This window comes from Pseudomonas sp. St316 (genome assembly GCF_018325905.1).
Taxonomy (GTDB): Bacteria; Pseudomonadota; Gammaproteobacteria; order Pseudomonadales; family Pseudomonadaceae; genus Aquipseudomonas.
In genome coordinates this window covers 676,579-692,669 of sequence record NZ_AP021901.1, presented here as the reverse complement: position 1 = coordinate 692,669, position 16,091 = coordinate 676,579, and the positions used below count along the sequence as shown (strand labels likewise).

At 61.1% G+C, this 16,091-nt stretch carries 11 protein-coding genes and 1 pseudogene; 1 reads left to right on the top strand and 11 read right to left on the bottom strand.

Annotated features, from left to right (window positions below; translation table 11 throughout):
- The first annotated feature begins 55 nt into the window (after positions 1-55).
- Complete coding sequence (locus KI237_RS02985; protein ID WP_212798740.1) at positions 56-709, top strand: lipopolysaccharide kinase InaA family protein; 654 nt, start codon at positions 56-58, stop codon at positions 707-709.
- Positions 710-712: 3 nt separating this feature from the next.
- On the opposite strand, the gene KI237_RS02980 is transcribed toward KI237_RS02985, so the two are convergent.
- The 11 genes and pseudogenes from KI237_RS02980 to glnE all read right to left on the bottom strand — a co-directional run bounded on the left by KI237_RS02980 (position 713) and on the right by glnE (position 15,718).
- Positions 713-2,221, bottom strand: coding sequence for a hypothetical protein (locus tag KI237_RS02980; protein WP_249410689.1), 1,509 nt, complete (start codon positions 2,219-2,221; stop codon positions 713-715).
- A gap of 57 nt (positions 2,222-2,278) precedes the next feature.
- Positions 2,279-3,184 carry a glycosyltransferase family 2 protein gene (locus KI237_RS02975; RefSeq protein ID WP_212798739.1) on the bottom strand — a complete coding sequence of 302 codons (906 nt, stop codon included), beginning with the start codon at positions 3,182-3,184 and terminating at the stop codon, positions 2,279-2,281.
- On the bottom strand, positions 3,177-4,925 hold the full coding sequence (locus KI237_RS02970) for a carbamoyltransferase family protein (protein ID WP_212798738.1): 1,749 nt from the start codon (positions 4,923-4,925) through the stop codon (positions 3,177-3,179). The genes KI237_RS02975 and KI237_RS02970 overlap by 8 nt, the downstream gene beginning before the upstream one ends.
- A gap of 152 nt (positions 4,926-5,077) precedes the next feature.
- Positions 5,078-6,541, bottom strand: coding sequence for a lipopolysaccharide kinase InaA family protein (locus KI237_RS02965; RefSeq protein WP_212798737.1), 1,464 nt, complete (start codon positions 6,539-6,541; stop codon positions 5,078-5,080).
- Positions 6,541-7,293, bottom strand: a complete 753-nt coding sequence (locus KI237_RS02960) for a lipopolysaccharide kinase InaA family protein (protein ID WP_212798736.1) — start codon at positions 7,291-7,293, stop codon at positions 6,541-6,543. Before KI237_RS02960 ends, KI237_RS02965 begins: the two co-directional genes overlap by 1 nt.
- Positions 7,290-8,024, bottom strand: a complete 735-nt coding sequence (locus KI237_RS02955; RefSeq protein WP_212798735.1) for a lipopolysaccharide kinase InaA family protein — start codon at positions 8,022-8,024, stop codon at positions 7,290-7,292. The genes KI237_RS02960 and KI237_RS02955 overlap by 4 nt, the downstream gene beginning before the upstream one ends.
- Positions 8,024-8,830 (bottom strand): lipopolysaccharide core heptose(I) kinase RfaP, encoded by an 807-nt coding sequence (rfaP, locus tag KI237_RS02950; RefSeq protein ID WP_212798734.1) that lies wholly within the window; start codon positions 8,828-8,830, stop codon positions 8,024-8,026. Before rfaP ends, KI237_RS02955 begins: the two co-directional genes overlap by 1 nt.
- Positions 8,827-9,950: pseudogene (locus tag KI237_RS02945) on the bottom strand (glycosyltransferase family 4 protein). Before KI237_RS02945 ends, rfaP begins: the two are co-directional and overlap by 4 nt.
- Positions 9,950-11,008 (bottom strand): lipopolysaccharide heptosyltransferase I, encoded by a 1,059-nt coding sequence (gene waaC, locus KI237_RS02940; protein ID WP_212798733.1) that lies wholly within the window; start codon positions 11,006-11,008, stop codon positions 9,950-9,952. Before waaC ends, KI237_RS02945 begins: the two are co-directional and overlap by 1 nt.
- Position 11,009: 1 nt before the next feature.
- The gene (gene waaF, locus KI237_RS02935; RefSeq protein WP_212798732.1) at positions 11,010-12,044 is read right to left on the bottom strand and encodes a lipopolysaccharide heptosyltransferase II; all 1,035 of its coding nucleotides are present in this window, start codon (positions 12,042-12,044) and stop codon (positions 11,010-11,012) included.
- Positions 12,045-12,778: 734 nt separating this feature from the next.
- Positions 12,779-15,718: a bifunctional [glutamate--ammonia ligase]-adenylyl-L-tyrosine phosphorylase/[glutamate--ammonia-ligase] adenylyltransferase gene (gene glnE / locus KI237_RS02930; protein ID WP_212798731.1), complete on the bottom strand. Its 2,940-nt coding sequence runs from the start codon at positions 15,716-15,718 to the stop codon at positions 12,779-12,781.
- Positions 15,719-16,091 lie beyond the last annotated feature (373 nt).

The window sequence follows — 16,091 nt, the reverse complement described above, 5'->3', positions numbered from 1 at the left end:
AGGTCAATCCCGATCAAGTCGGTTAAGATGCGGGTCAATTTTTGGGGGATGACGAATGCAAACACTCAATCACTCTTCCTACCTCGCGCTTCGCGAAGGTGCGAAAGTGCTCGAGGCTGACGGCAGCGGCGACAAGGTATTGTTGCTGCAAGACGGGCGTTACCTGAAACTGTTCAGACGCAAACGGCTATTCACTTCGGCACTGCTGCTGCCCTATGCCTGTCGCTTTGCCCACAACACCGAGGCCTTGCTCAAGCGCGACATACCCTGCCCCACTGTGCTCGGTGTCTACCGGATAGCCAGCATCGCTCGCGATGCGGTGTATTACAGTCCGCTGGAAGGCCAGACCATCCGCCACCTGAAAACAGTCGGAGAAGAGGTCGATACCTTGCGTTTCGAACTTGGAGCTTTTATCGCACGACTGCACGAGAAAGGCGTGTACTTCCGCTCATTGCATTTTGGCAACGTGGTATTGACGCCTGAAAACACCCTGGGCCTCATCGACATTGCCGACCTGCGCTGCCAGCGCCGCGCACTGAGCGACACTAAGCGGCTGCGCAATTTTGCCCACCTGCTGCGCTACAAGGAGGATCGCCATTGGCTGCTCGAACGGGACGCCGGGGCCGACTTCATCGAAGGCTATAGCCAAGGCCTGCCAGCGAATCGACGGACATCATTGATCAATGCCTTGCGCCTGTTGCTGGCTTGAGGTTCAGGGCCCAACGACCAGCACCGTAGCGCCCTTGCGATTGGCAAATCGAGCAATGATTTTCTGCTTGTGTTGCGCTAGCCACTCAACCAGCCATGGCTCGTTTTCACGAGCCTCGATCAGAAAATAGCGAAAATCGCCGGCGTGCTCAGTCATCGCTTGCTCGCGGGTCATCACCTGCAACGAGTACCCTCGGCCAGCGTAGTAGCTGATGCGTCCGTCTTCGAAGTATGCCGGGGCACCAGGCTCAGTATTCGCCGCCATCCAGCGACCGGCCTCCACGAAATGGGTTTTTCCAGCGCCGGTGGAGATCACGTTGGACAGCATCACCAGCAACCCCAGCACTATGATGACCTTGCCCAGGCGTGGAAACTGTCCGACGAAGGCTGCCAGCGCCAAAGCCAGGAAGGGTACGCTCAGCAGGTTCAGAAAACTCATGTACCGTGAATTCATGAATTGCTGGCGCATGAAAAACACCACCAGAACCAATACATACAATGCCGCCGCCCAGGCGAATGGACGATAATCGCGCCAGTACACCCGCAGCACCCCCCAGTTGCGTCGTAACGCGAAAGGCGCAGCGAAAGGCCCCATCAGCTTGACGAATGTGATGAGCAGCGTCGCCAGGATCCCAAAGAAAATGATCTGTCCCGCATCGTCCCGAGAGTATTTATAGGTCAGGGAGTTGGCGAATTGGTCACTCAGCAGGTTGAACGCAGCAAAAATGGTACGGACGTCAATCATGCTCAGGTAGTCAGCCAGCCGGGGCGATGAAAACACATCGAAAATCGACAGCCCAATGGCCCCAACCACCACGGGCACCAGACTGAACTGGACAAAACGCTGGCGCCGAGCGGAGGAAAACAGATTGGGCAACTGCCATAGACCCAGCGCAGGAAGCAACAAAATCGCTTCCAAACGGAACAGCACGGCTGCGCCAATAGCCAGATGAATAGTGTTCGCGCGAACCCAGCCACCGCGCTCTTGCCAACGCAGCGCCAACCAGAGCGTCAGAGTGCAGAAAAACCAGAAACCGAATTCACGAATGATATCGTTTCGAAAAGTGTTGACCGCCGGCATCGCCAACACCACCAGGCAAGCCCAGCCGGCAGCTTGCGGCGTCTGGCGCCGGACGCAGTCCACCATCAGGGCGCAGGTGCCTGCCAGGAACAGCCCGCACCAAAGATAGGCACTCAGCTCCAATGGAATATGCAGGGCGATATGTGTCCCGGCAAGGAGAAAGGAAAACCAGGGCCAGTCGAATGATTGCCAGGCGACCTTGGCTCCTTGCTGAGTAATGTGTTGGGCAATGTCGATGTACAGCGCAGCGTCACGCCCAACGGTTGCCGTCCCCAGCACCGCTACCAGCGAAAGCAGCAGACTTCCCCAAAAAGCAACCCGGACAGGATACTCGGTAAATACTCGCCGAGCCTGGGCTCTCACATCACCAGCACGTTCTATCACTGCCCCCCTTAAAATTGAATCCACATCACGCCAGACTATCCAGTCCATGGGCTGTGGCACTACAAGACAACGCTCGATATTCAGTCTAGCGCTTGGACATGCGACTTATTTGATAAGCAGCCGCGCTGCCTTTCGCGTGTAGGACCAGCGCATGACAGCGCGCCAATCCGTTCGCAACGCCTGCAAATAAAACTGCCTGGCCAGTTTATATCTACCGCCCACATAACAGTCGCGAAACAATGAGAGGCAACGTTGCGCAAAAAAGGGCTGACGCAAATCATGCAGGTCCGCCGGCATACGTTCAGGAGAAAAGACTTCGTCGACAATATCCGTACCTGCGGCGAGACTTTGGGCCAAGTCGTTGCGCATGCTGTCGGCATGTTTATGGATATAGGCGAGGGGCATATCGATAGCCGTGCAGGGAAAGCGCGCCAACACCTGCGCAAACACGGGAACATCTTCAACGTTACGAAAGCGCTCGGGATAAGTGCCGGGGCCGAACACATCCCGGTGCATAGCGCAGGCACCGTTGGAAATCGGCAGCGTCTTGTCCAGCAGGTAGCCACGGATTTTCTGACGCGCCGTGGGCGGCAAATGCTTGACGCACTGCAGGCTGCGCTTGCCGCCAGGGAAAACGGACCAGTACCCGCCGATGATCATCCGGCTTGCCGGATGCATGGCGATATGCCGCTTCAAAGCCGCCAGCGCGTCGTCCGCCATCTCGTCGTCGGCATCGAGAAAAATCAGAAAATCCCCAGTGGTTTCTTCTATGCCTCGATTGCGAACGGATGACAGCCCACCGTTAGGCTTACGTAGGAACCGGAACCGTCCGGCGTACTTGGTCGACAACGCCTGCAGCACCTGCGGCGTTGCGTCAGTAGAACCATCATCTATCACCAGCAGTTCAGCGCGGACATCACCCAACTGCTTCATCACCGAATCTACCGCGCGCGGCAGAGTTCCAGCGTAATTGTAAGCAGGGATGACTACGCTGATCAGCACCTCAGTCATAGGCATCCACACCGTCTTTGACCACCAGAATGTCTTCCATGATCAGGTACTGCAGGTCGGAACCAAAGAACATGTTCAGCGCATCGGTCGGCGAGCAGATCATCGGTTCGCCACGACGGTTGAGCGAGGTGTTCAACGACACGCCGTTGCCGGTCAGGACTTCCAGGGCCTTCATCATGTCGTAGTAGCGCGGGTTGTATTCGCGCTTGAGCACCTGGGCCCGGGAGGTGCCGTCTTCATGGACGACTTCCGGCACGCGGGTTTTCCATTCCTCGGCCACTTCAAAGGTGAAGGTCATGAACGGTGCCGGGTGATCGACCTTGATCATCTGCGGCGCGACGGTGTCGAGCATCGACGGGCAGAAAGGCCTCCAGCGCTCGCGGAACTTGATCTGTTCGTTGATGCGGTTGGCCACGCCGCTGGCGCTCGGGCAACCGATGATCGAACGGCCGCCCAAGGCACGCGGGCCAAACTCCATGCGGCCCTGGAACCAGGCCACCGGGTTGCCGTCGACCATGATCTTGGCGATACGCTCGGGGGTGTTGTCGATCTTGCGCCAGGCAGGCTTGCTCGGATGACGGGCGCACGCGGCGATCACGTCTTCGTTGCTGTAGGCCGGGCCGAGGTAGACGTGCTCCATCTTCTCGACCGGCACACCACGGGCGTGGGACACATAGGCCGCCGCGCCGACCGCCGTACCGGCATCGCCGGAAGCCGGTTGCACGAACAGCTCCTTGACGTCGTCACGGGCGATGATTTTCTGGTTCAGCTTGACGTTCAACGCGCAGCCACCGGCAAAAGCCAGTTTGCCGGTTTCCTTGAGCACGTCGCCCAGGTAGTGGTCGATCATTTGCAGCGCGAGCTTCTCGAACAACGCTTGCATGCTCGCCGCGTAGTGAATGTACGGCTCGTCGGCGATGTCGCCTTCACGTTTCGGGCCGAGCCATTCGATCAGCTTCGGCGAGAAGTAGAAACCCTTGCCCTTCTCTTTATAACGACGCAGGCCGATCACGTTGGCGTAGTCGGTGTTGATCACCAGCTCGCCATTTTCAAAAGAGGCCAGACGCGAGAAATCGTACTTGGTGGCATCGCCGTAGGGCGCCATGCCCATGACCTTGAACTCACCGTCGAGCATTTCAAAGCCCAGGAACTCGGTGATCGCGCCATACAGGCCGCCCAGGGAGTCCGGGTCGAAGAACTCCTTGATCTTGTGGATCTTGCCGTTTTCGCCGTAGCCAAAGAAGGTCGTGGCGTATTCGCCCTTGCCGTCGATGCCCAGGATTGCGGTTTTCTCCTGGAAGCCCGAGCAGTGGTAGGCGCTGGAAGCGTGGGCCAGGTGATGCTCGACCGGCTCGATCTTGATCTTTTTCGGATCGAAGCCCAGTTGCTCCAGGCACCAGACGATCTTGCGGCGATAGCGCTTGTAGCGACGGTTGCCCATCAGGATCGCGTCGAGGGCCCGGTCCGGGGCGTACCAGTAACGCTTGGCGTAGTGCCAGCGCGCCTCGCCGAACAGGCTGATCGGGGCGAAGGGGATCGCCACCACATCGACGTCGGAAGGCTTGATGCCAGCCTGCTCCAGGCAGAACTTCGCCGATTCGTAGGGCATGCGGTTCTTTGCATGCTTATCGCGTACGAAGCGCTCTTCCTCGGCCGCCGCGATCAGCTTGCCGTCAATGTACAGCGCCGCGGAAGGATCATGGCTAAGGGCGCCGGACAGGCCAAGAATCGTCAATGCCACAGGGGTCTAGCCTCTTATGTCTGCATACGGGCGACAAGCGCCTCGAAAAATGGATGTGCCGCGCGCCCAGGGCACGGGGCAGCTAAAGGGCGGGATTATAGCTTAAAAGAGGCCTTAAACCTCTAACCGTGAATGCGGGCCGTTGTCCAGTTTCATGGGTGGTTCGACGAGGCGCTATCGACTGTTTTGGGCAACCGTCCATCAATCACCCGATACAACGCACTGTCCTCGGGCCAATTGCGCATGAACCGCGCCCGATCCCGGGCGTAGGCCGAGGCGAAGCTGGCGTGGGTGCGGTGTTGGCACATGGAGTCGAGGTCGATCAGCGCCCAGCGGTCGTGCTGCCAGAACAGGTTGTGGCCCTTGAAGTCGCCGTGGCTGATGCGCTCGCGGATCAGGTCGGCGAACAGTCGATCCAATGCCAGCAACTCGGCTTCGGGCGCATCACCATTTTGCACGTAAGGGCCGAAGCGCTCGATGATGTCCGGCCCCGCCAGGTGCTCGGTGACCAGGTAAGCGCCGCGACGCAGCCACAGGAAACGCTTTTCCAGCAGAGCCAGGGGCTTGGGCGTGGCGATGCCGAGAAAGGCCAGGCGATGGCCTTCGCGCCAGGAATGCCAGGCGCGGCTCGGGCGCCAGAAGCGCTTGAGCCAATGGGCGAAGTCCTTGATGTTGTAGCGCTTGATCACCAAGGTACGACCGTTCACCTCGACCTTGCCGACACTGGCCGCGCCGCCGGTCTTGTACAGGTGGCCCTGGTCGAGCAACGCATCGGCCTGCTCCAGCACCGGCGTCATGGCCGTTTCTTCATCGCGACGGATCGCCCGCAGGCCGAATGCCCCGCGCTGCACGCTGAACAAGCTGCACTCGCGCCCGACTTTCGCGAGGAAGTCCTTCAGGCGCCAGGCTTGCACCTTGTCGATCTGTTTTTGCAGCGCTTCCATGGGCAGCGCGTGTTCGGCGTTGCCCAGCAGGTAATACACCAACAGCTCTTCATTGAAAGGCTGGAGGGCTTTGGGAAGCTGGGCAAAAAACACCCCCAGGTTCTCCAGGACTTTGTGCCGCGACAACGGTTGGCCTGGCGTTTCAGCGCGGATGCCGGCGCCGTCGATCAAGTAGAGCTTGCCGTCGTGACGCAGCAGATTGTCCAGGTGCAGGTCTTCCTGCCACAGGCCTTTGCTGTGTAATTGCGCGATAGCGCCCAGGGCTTCGGCCAATACCGCCGCCTGTTCGTCGGCCAGCAATGGCAGGTGTTCGACCTGTTTCCAGGCATCCCCCAGGCTCTCGGCGTCTTCGAGCAATTGGAACAACAACCAGCCGCCTTCACCCTCTTTCAGGCCATCGGCCAGCAACAACGGCGTGGTCAGCCCTTGCTCCGCCAGCAGGCGCACGCCTTGCAGCTCCCGCTGGAAATGCCGGGCGGCCTTGCTGCCCACCAATAATTTGGCCAACACCGGCCTGCCACGCCAGACGCCCGCACCGACGTAACGTTGCCCCGGCAACACCCGCAACAGCGAAAGCAGCTGCAACTTTGCCGGGCCGGCGGCATCGGCCAGTTCCAGACTCATGGGCAGGCTGGGGCTGCGGCCGGCATTCTTCAATTCGGACAAATGCATCAACGGGCTTCCTTGTGGCTGCGCCGAGCGCTCAGACGGGTCATCCAGCGGTCGACCAGCCCACTGTCGAGCGGCTGGTCCAGATAACTGGACAGTAACTGGCGCACATCGGCATCACTCCAGACAAAGGCGCGCCGCAGCAACGGCTCCAGGTCCTTGACCCGATCACGCAGGCCGAACAATAGCGGCCGAGTCTTCTCCAGGTCGATCAATTGCGCCTGATAACCGTCGGCGGTGGCTTGCAGGAAGATGTGTTTTGGATAGAAGCAACCGTGCACCTGATGCATGCCGTGCAGGCGTCGCGCCAACTGACCGCAGGCGTTGAGGATGGTGGTGCGCTGCGCCGCCGTCAGGCTCGACCAGCGCTGCACCAGTGAATCCAGGTCATCCCAGCCGTCCAGGGCACGGGTCAGCAGGATCGCCCGCAACTCGCCGTTCACCTTGCGCTGACCATAGAACACCGCTTGCAGGGCCGGAATGCCCAGTTGGCGGTAACGGCTGATGTTGCGAAACTCCCGGGAGAAACTTGGCTCGCCAAACGGGTGGGACAAGGTTCGAGTCAGGTAATTGCTTTGTCGTTTGAGGTAATAACCCCGCCCCTCCAGCTCCAGCCGGAATACGCTGCTCCAGCCGTCACCCGAAGTGTTGGGTTCGTCCACCGCGTCCAGTTGCCGCGCCCACAAGGCCTCGAAGCTGTCCAAACCATGACGTTGCAACAACGCCTGGTCTTCAGCGGCCAGAAAATCAGTCATTCACGCCCCTCGAAAAATCTCACCACGTGACGGATGCGCTTCTTGTCGCACGCATCGAGCCGGTCGCTCTGGCGATATTGCAGGTAAAAACGCAGGCGCTGCGTGGCCGACAAATGGTATTTGGCCACTTTATCCAGGCACGCCAGATCCTTGGTAATACGGTATTTGAGCCAGAAGCCACGCCAGAAGTCCCCGTTTGGACAGTCGATCAGAAACAGCCGCGCGCAGTCATCAATCAACAGGTTGCGCCACTTCAGGTCGTTATGGGTGAAACGGTGGTCGTGCATGGTTCGCGTGTAGTCGGCCAGTTGCCGGCTCACATTATCGACCCAGCCGCGGTCGGCCAATCTTGGATCGCGACGGTCGGCCAGGGCCGAGAGGTCTTCGGTTTGCGGCAGTTCACGGGTGATCAGCGCGCCACGGGCATAGGTCGCGCCGTTTCGTTCCAAGCCCCAGCCTACAACCTCAGCGGTGGGAATGCCCCATTTGGCGAAGCGCTTGAGGTTCTGCCATTCGGACTTGACCCGCGGTTTGCCCAGGTAACGCCGCAAGCCTTTGCCGGCCCCGACGTAGCGCTTGACGTAGTAATTCACGCCGTTTCGCTGCACCCGGATCACCTCTGACAACGGATCACGGGTCAAACGTTCCCCTTGCAACGCGAACACCGCCTCAAGGCTGCCAAAGTCCTCCGCCAACTCGGCGTAGGCCGGCTCCAGGCTCCACCCCGACATCAGAGCGCGTCCCCGTACCGCTGCTTGCGGGCATACAGCTTGTTGGCCTTGCCTTCGAGCCAGGCCAGCAACGCAGCCTCTTCGGCGAGGATCCGCCGCAGCGGTTGCTGGAAATAGCCCTTGAGGAAACGCAACTTGTCGCGGCGGGTCAGGCCAATGTCCAGCGCCGAGAAATACAGCGCCGCCAGGTCCTTGTTGCGCCAGCGAGTGGTGATGGCCGGGCGGGTCTGGGCACGGTGTAGGTCAATCACCGAAAGCTTGAAATCGGCAGGTGTCACCGGCTTGTCGGTGTGCAGCAGGAAGTGGCAGATGTAGCAGTCACGATGATTGACCCCGGCGCGGTGCATCATGCCGGTCATGCGCGCCACTTCGGCGATCAGCGCACGCTTGAGTGCCGGTTGTGGCGGCTGCTTGACCCAGTCGATGCTGAAGTCTTCGAGGCTGACGGTCGGCGCCAGCTCTTCGGTGACGATGAACGAGTGCTGGTCTGCCGGGTTGCTGCCTTTCTCGCCGTAGGCGACAGCCGTCATGGTCGGCACGTCGACTTCCTGCAAACGCTGGATCGCTTTCCATTCCTGCCCTGCACCGAGCACCGGCAGCTTGGCGGTGAACAGGTTCTTGAAGATCTCGCCCCAACCGATGCCACGGTGGATCTTCACGAAAAAACCGCGGCCGTCCACCTCCGTGCGCAAAGTGCGCCGGGCTTCGAGTTCACGATAGACCTCGCCCTTGAGCGCCTCGACTTCGGCGAACGCATCGCGCCCGGCCCAAAGGCTCTTGAACGGTTCGGCCAGCATCAACTTCATTGTGCGTGCTCCGCCAATATCACATCGGCCGCGTGCTGCGGCATGCTGTAGAGGTCGGCCGTCTCGGCGAAGGCCAGACCGTTGCGGCTCCAGGCCACCCGGGCATCGGCATCGTTCAACATGCGACCCAGGTACTCGGTGAGCTGCGCTTGTTCGAACGGCTCGTCCAGCACCAGGCCACTGTCGGCCTCGGCGATGTAATGGGCGTACCCACACACCGCACTGACCAGCACCGGCAGCCCGGCCACCAGCGCTTCGAGCAGTACGGTGCCGGTGTTCTCGTTGTACGCCGGATGGATCAACAGGTCGGCGCCCAGCAGGAAACGCGGGATGTCGCTGCGGCCCTTGAGGAACCGTACGTTGTCACCGAGCCCCAGCGCGGCGCTCTGCAATTGGAATACTTTGGGGTCGTCCTGGCCGATTACAAACAGCCGGGTGCGTTTTTTCAATTCGGCGGGCAGCGCGGCCAGGGCCTTGAGGCTGCGATCCACGCCCTTGGTCTTGAACCCGGAACCGATCTGTACCAGCAGCAGGTCGTCGGCGGCCAGCTCGAATTCAGCCCGGAACGCCGCGCGGATCTCGTCAGCGTCGGCGGGCCGACGGCGGTCCTGGGCGATGCCCGGCGGCAGCAGGTGAAAGCGCTCAAGCGGCGTGCCGTAGTGCTTGATGAACAGTGGCTGCTGGACTTCGGAGATCATCAACACGTCAGTCTTGGCGTCCTTGGCGAACACGGCCCGCTCGTATTCGGCGAAATGCCGGTAGCGACCCCAGCGTCGGTACAGCGAATTGCGCAGGTTCTGCGCCTTGTCTTCGAAGCAGCCGTCGGCGGCGTAGTACACGTCCAGGCCGGGCATCTTGTTGAAGCCGATCAAACGGTCCACCGGGCGCTTGGCCAGGTCGGCCTCCATCCACGCACTGAGCTTCTCGTTGCGGCGATGGTTGAACAGCGCCTTGACCGGCGCTACCAGCACTTCGAAGCCGGGGGCACGTCACCTTCCCAGATCAGCGTGTAGACGCGGATCTGGTGACCGCGTCGCTGGCATTCCAGGGCGATGCGCATGAAGTCACGCTGCAGGCCACCGAAGGGGAAGTACTTGTAAAGGACAAAAGCCAATTGCATCAGCGCGGCTCCTCAGCCAATAACGTGCTCAGGTGGCTGGCAACACGCTCGGGGTTCAGACGCGTGAAGCACAGGGGCTGCTCGCGTTTCAGATCAAACCGCCGGGCATCTTCGGCGGTCGGCGGGTAAGTGCATTGTTTCTGCATGCACGGCGCGCAAGGGAAATCACTGGCGAGGTGAATCTGGCCCTTGCCGTAGGCGCCGGTCAGCACCGGATTGGTCGGGCCGAGTAGCGAAATGGTCGGTACGTCCAGGGCCGCGGCCAGATGCCCGAGACCGGTGTCCACAGCCACGCAGGCCTGGGCACCGGCAAGCACCTTGCCCATCCCGCCGAGGTTCAGCTTCGGCAGCACCAAGGCATTGCGCAGCCCGTTGGCGATGCGTTCGGCCCGGGCCTTCTCGGCCGGGTTGCCCCACGGCAGTTTTACCACCACGCCAAACTGCCCCATGCGCTCAGTGAGCTGGCGCCAGTAAAGTTCGGGCCAATGCTTGGACTCCCACGTCGTGCCGTGCAGGAACACCACGTAGGGGTAAGGGCGTGGCAATTCCACCAATCGGTCGATGTCGAGGCCATAGCTGCCCTGGGTTTGCGGCAAGTCATAGCCCAGCGCCAGGGCGAACAACTGACGCACGCGCTCGACCGCATGCTGACCGCGAGCCACCGCCAGGCGCCGGGAATAAAAGCGCGCCGCCAGGGGCTCACGCGCCGAGTTTTTATCCAGACCGGCCACCGGGGCCTTGACGTAACGGGTCAGCCAGGCGCTTTTCAGCAGGCCTTGGGCGTCGATGACCAGGTCGTACTTTTCGCCGCGCACGCTCTGCTTGAAGCGTCGCCATTCGCCACTCTTGACGGTTTGCCAGAGGCTCTTGCGCCAGCGACGGATCGCCACTGGGATGACTTTGCCCACGGCCGGGTGCCAGGTGGGAATTTCGGCGAAGCCTTCTTCCACCACCCAATCGAACTTGATGCCAGGAATCGCCCGCGCCGCGTCGGTCAGCGCCGGCAGGGTGTGGACCACATCCCCCAGCGAAGAGGTCTTGATCAGCAATACCCGCAAGTTACCGAACCTCCACAGGTGTGCCCTGCAGACGCTCCAGGGCCTCGTTCACCGACGACGGCACGAGCTGGCGCAGGCAATTGTAATGACCGAAGCGACAGGTGCGGTCGAAGCACGGACTGCACTCGATGCCCAGGCGCACGACTTCGACCTTGTCGGCCAGCGGTGGCGTGAAGCCCGGCGAGGTGGAACCGTAGACCGCCACCAATGGGCGGTTCAAGGCCGCGGCCACGTGCATCAGGCCGGAATCGTTGGACACCACCGAATCGGCGCAGGACAGCAGGTCGATGGCCTCCGCCAGGGACGTGTCGCCGCTGAGGTTCACCGACTCTTCCCGAAGGCCCGGGATCAGTCGCGAGCGGATGTCCTCGCCCACCGGGTGATCTTTTTTCGAGCCGAACAGCCAGACCTGCCAGCCTTCGCGAATCTTCGCCTCGGCAACCTGGGCATAATGCTCGGCCGGCCAGCGCTTGGATTCACCGAACTCGGCTCCCGGACACAGGGCCAATACCGGACGGTCCAGGCTCAGGCCGAACTTGGCCAGCGCCGCTTCGCGGGTAACCGGGTCGATCGCAAGGCTCGGTCGTGGATACGGCTTGGGCAACTCGGCCCCAGGCTCGCAGGCAAGCGCCATGAAGCGCTCGATCATCAGCGGATAACGTTCTTTGTCCAGGGTGCGCACGTCGTTGAGCAGGCCGTAGCGAAACTCGCCCCGCCAGCCGGTACGCTTGGGGATGCCAGCGAAAAACGGCACCAGTGCCGATTTCAACGAATTGGGCAACAGGATCGCCTGGTCGTACTGACCGGCCAGGGATTTGCCAATGCGCCGACGGGTCGCCAGCTCCAGCACGCCGTGGCCGAGCGGGAAGCTCAAGGCTTTGCGTACTTCTGGCATGCGCTCAAGGATCGGCCGGCTCCACTCGGGGGCCAGGACGTCGATTTCGCACTGCGGATGACGCTGTTTCAGGCACTGGAACAGTGTCTGCGCCATCACCATGTCACCGACCCAGCTGGGCCCAACGATCAGAATATTCATGTGCTTTCCAAAAACGATACGGGGAGGCCTACGCCTCCCCGCCTCGAGAATCACTGTGGCTTAGGTCGTTGCCTGTTGCCCTAATCTACAACACTGTGGGAGCGAGCCTGCTCGCGATGGGGCCATCACATCCGACACCCATGCTGCCTGACATTGCGCAATCGCGAGCAAGCTCGCTCCCACAGGGGTTCTGCATAGGCTTCAAGCACTGCGCAGCACCACAAATCTACTGTGGGAGCGAGCTTGCTCGCGATGAGGCCAACGCATCCAACATCAATGCTGCCTGACCTACCGCTATCGCAAGCAAGCTCGCTCCCACAGGGTTCTGCATAGGCTTCAAGCACTGCGCAGCACCACAAATCTACTGTGGGAGCGAGCTTGCTCGCGATGAGGCCAACGCATCCAACATCAATGCTGCCTGACCTACCGCTATCGCAAGCAAGCTCGCTCCCACAGGGTTCTGCATAGGCTTCAAGCACTGCGCAGCACCACAAATCTACTGTGGGAGCGAGCTTGCTCGCGATGAGGCCAACGCATCCAACATCAATGCTGCCTGACCTACCGCTATCGCAAGCAAGCTCGCTCCCACAGGGTTCTGCATAGGCTTCAACTACTGCGCAGCACCACAAATCTACTGTGGGAGCGAGCTTGCTCGCGATGAGGCCAACGCATCCAACATCAATGCTGCCTGACCTACCGCTATCGCAAGCAAGCTCGCTCCCACATTTAAACCTTCAGCTCAGGCCCAGCTCCCGCCAGATCCGCAGTACCTGCCGGCGCTCGTCCACGAACTGATCACCGGTTATCACCCCCGGGTCTTTCTGCAAGGCCTGGCGGTGAGCGGCGGAGCGGAAGGCTTTATAGGCCTCGCGCAACAGGCTGGCGTCTTCGGCCGGCATCAACCCGACCTCCTGCAACCCATCCAGAATCCGGATGTTATCGGTGTAGCGCACCAGCGACGGGTGTTCCTCGGACCACGCCAGGGCCGCGTATTGCACCATAAATTCAATATCGACGATACCTCCGGCATCCTGCTTGAGGTCGAAGGGCGCCGTGGCCTCGAAGGCATTCGGCGCGGTCCCGGCGGCGGTGGCCTTGCTGCCAAGGTTATCGCGCATCTTGGCACGCATCTCGCTGACCTCCTGGCGCAGCGTCGGCAAGTCACGCTTGCGTCCCAACACCTGGGCACGCACTTTCTCGAACGCCTGGCCCACGTCCTGGCTGCCCACCAGCACCCGCGCCCGCACCAACGCCTGATGTTCCCAGGTCCAGGCTTCGTTCTCCTGGTAACGGGCAAACGCCCCGAGGGAGCTGACCAGCAGTCCCGACGCCCCGGACGGTCGCAGACGCATATCCACTTCATACAACTGCCCGGAATTGGTCTGGGCAGTCAGCAGGTGAATGATCCGCTGGCCGAGCCGGGTGAAGAACTGTGCACCGTCGATGGGTTTCGGGCCGTCGGTTTCCGCCTGAGGATCGCCATCGTGGATGAACACCAGATCCAGGTCAGAACCATGCCCCAATTCCAGGCCGCCGACTTTCCCGTAACCGACAATAATGAAGCCCGGATCGCACAGGCTGCCATCGGTGCGCAATGGCACGCCGTGCTTGGCGGCCGTCTGGCGCCAGGCCAGGGCCAACACTTGTTCGAGAATCGCCTCGGCCAGCCAGGTCAGGTAATCGCTGACTTTCATCAGCGGCAGGCTGCCGGCAATTTCCGAGGCCGCCACCCGCAGGCGGTGCGCCAGCTTGAAATGCCGCAGCGCCTCCATTTGTTGCTCAAGGTCATCCTCGGGGATGCGCGTCAGGCGCTCACGCAACTCCGCCGCCAACTCCGGCGCCAAGGGCGGCTTGAACAGCCGGCCCTCGTTGAGCAATTCATCGAGCAGCAAGGGGAAACGGGTGATTTGTTCAGCAATCCACGGACTCGCCGCACACAACGTCAGCAAACGCCGCAGGGCGCCGGGGTTTTCCGTCAACAGCACCAGGTAGGCCGAACGGCGGGCCACGGCCTCCACCAAGGGCAGAACCCGCTCCAGCACCAGGTCTGGATCGGCATGTTCCACGGCTTGGGCCAGCAGACGTGGAATGAAGGCATCCAGACGCTCGCGTCCCAGGCGCTGCATGGCGCGCAGTTGCGGGCTGCCGCGCAGGGCGGCCAACGCCTTGAGGGCTTTGGGTGCATCGACGAAGCCACCCTCCTCCAACTGACGACACGCCGCCTCTTCATCCTGGCTGTCTTCCCACAACGGCAACCATTCGCCGCCCACCACCACTTCGCTTTCGCCACCCTCCTCGTCATCCGGGTCGGCGATGACCTGGCCGAAATGCCAGGCCACACGCCCGCGCCAGTACATTAATTGCTCGTGAAAGGCCGGCCAGTCGGCAAAACCCAGCATGAACGCAATGCGCGCCTGGTCCTGCGGGTTGTCCGGCAACATCTGGGTCTGGCGGTCGGCAATGGCCTGGATCGCATGTTCGGTATAACGCAGGAATTCATAGCCTTGGCGCAGCTCGTCGATCACCTTGGCCGGCAGGTAGCCCTGGCCTTCCAGGGTCCCCAGCACCTTGAGCAGCGGACGCTGCTGCAAGCTCAGGTCGCGACCGCCATGGATCAACTGGAACGCCTGGGCAATGAACTCCACCTCACGAATGCCGCCCGAGCCCAGCTTGATGTTGTCGGCCATGCCCTTGCGCCGCACCTCCTGCTGGATCAGCTGTTTCATGGTGCGCAGCGCTTCGATGGCGGAAAAATCCAGGTAACGGCGATAGACGAACGGGCGCAGCATGTCGAGCAATTGCGCACCCGCCACCTGGTCGCCCGCCACCACGCGCGCCTTGATCATGGCGTAGCGTTCCCAGTCGCGGCCCTGATCCTGGTAATACTGCTCCAGGGCATTGAAGCTCAGCACCAGCGCCCCGGCCGAGCCGTAGGGGCGCAGGCGCATGTCGACGCGGAACACGAAGCCGTCGACCGTCATCGGGTCCAGGGCCTTGATCAGGCGCTGGCCGACGCGGATGAAAAACTCCTGGTTATCCAGCGGTCGTTTGACACCAACGGTTTCGCCGCCCTCGGGGTAGGCGAAGATCAGGTCGATGTCCGATGACAGGTTCAGCTCCACCGCACCCAGCTTGCCCATGCCCAGGATGACCATCTGCTGCGGCTCGCCGCTGCGCCGTCCGGTGGGTGTGCCGAATTGCTGGCTGAGGCGCTGGTACAACCATTGATAGGCCTGGTCGATGCAGGTGTCGGCCATGTCCGAGAGGTCGCGACAGGTCTGGACCAGGTCGGCCTGGCGGGTCAGGTCGCGCCAGATGATCCGCACCTGCTGGCGGGTGCGTTGGCGGCGCAGGACGCGGCCCAGTTCTTCTTCAGTCTCGGCGGCCTGCACGGCGGCACCGATCTGCGCGCACATTTCACCGGGCGCCAGGCTGCGGTCCAGTTCGCCGCTGCGCACCAGCTCCAGCAGCATCACCGGGTCACGGACACACTGCTCGATGAAAAAGTCGCTGGCGGCGGCAACACGGTTGAACGCCTCCCAACGCTGTGGGGGCCAGGCCGACAACCCGTGATCGTCGTCGAACAAGGCGACCACCGCACGGAACGACTGCTCGGCACGACTGACCAATGACTGGAGAATCGCCGGTACTTCGGCAAGCGAGGGCAGGCTCATGGTCTATCCTTGATCGGCGCGGGAGAGGCTGGATGTAGTGTTTTTTCAAAAGACACTACCGGGTTGACTGTCGAACAAAGATGATAAATAGCTGAAAATCTGATTTTATTGGCAGCCGGCATCAAGTTTTTACCTGTTCGAGTTGGCTAAAGACCAACAGTAACGATTATTCTCACAACGAAACGAGGGGCCAGAAGCCGCTCATGTGTAGTTTTACTACTCGTCTATACATTCGAAAGGCTGAAACGGCCGACGATTTGTAGTAAAACTACACGCCGCCGAAACAACCTTCGGCAATCCAAGAATTTATATCGTCTGCCCACAAGGCCAGTCGCAAACTCAGGCAACCGATTCTGGTAGCCTTTCCGCCCTG

Bases quoted from the DNA above. Each gene is read 5' to 3' on its own strand.
- KI237_RS02985 (WP_212798740.1), top strand. From the start codon at position 56: ATGCAAACACTCAATCACTCTTCCTACCTCGCGCTTCGCGAAGGTGCG.
- KI237_RS02980 (WP_249410689.1), bottom strand. From the start codon at position 2,221: ATGGACTGGATAGTCTGGCGTGATGTGGATTCAATTTTAAGGGGGGCA.
- KI237_RS02975 (WP_212798739.1), bottom strand. From the start codon at position 3,184: ATGACTGAGGTGCTGATCAGCGTAGTCATCCCTGCTTACAATTACGCT.
- KI237_RS02965 (WP_212798737.1), bottom strand. From the start codon at position 6,541: ATGCATTTGTCCGAATTGAAGAATGCCGGCCGCAGCCCCAGCCTGCCC.
- KI237_RS02960 (WP_212798736.1), bottom strand. From the start codon at position 7,293: ATGACTGATTTTCTGGCCGCTGAAGACCAGGCGTTGTTGCAACGTCAT.
- KI237_RS02955 (WP_212798735.1), bottom strand. From the start codon at position 8,024: ATGTCGGGGTGGAGCCTGGAGCCGGCCTACGCCGAGTTGGCGGAGGAC.
- rfaP (WP_212798734.1), bottom strand. From the start codon at position 8,830: ATGAAGTTGATGCTGGCCGAACCGTTCAAGAGCCTTTGGGCCGGGCGC.
- waaF (WP_212798732.1), bottom strand. From the start codon at position 12,044: ATGAATATTCTGATCGTTGGGCCCAGCTGGGTCGGTGACATGGTGATG.
- glnE (WP_212798731.1), bottom strand. From the start codon at position 15,718: ATGAGCCTGCCCTCGCTTGCCGAAGTACCGGCGATTCTCCAGTCATTG.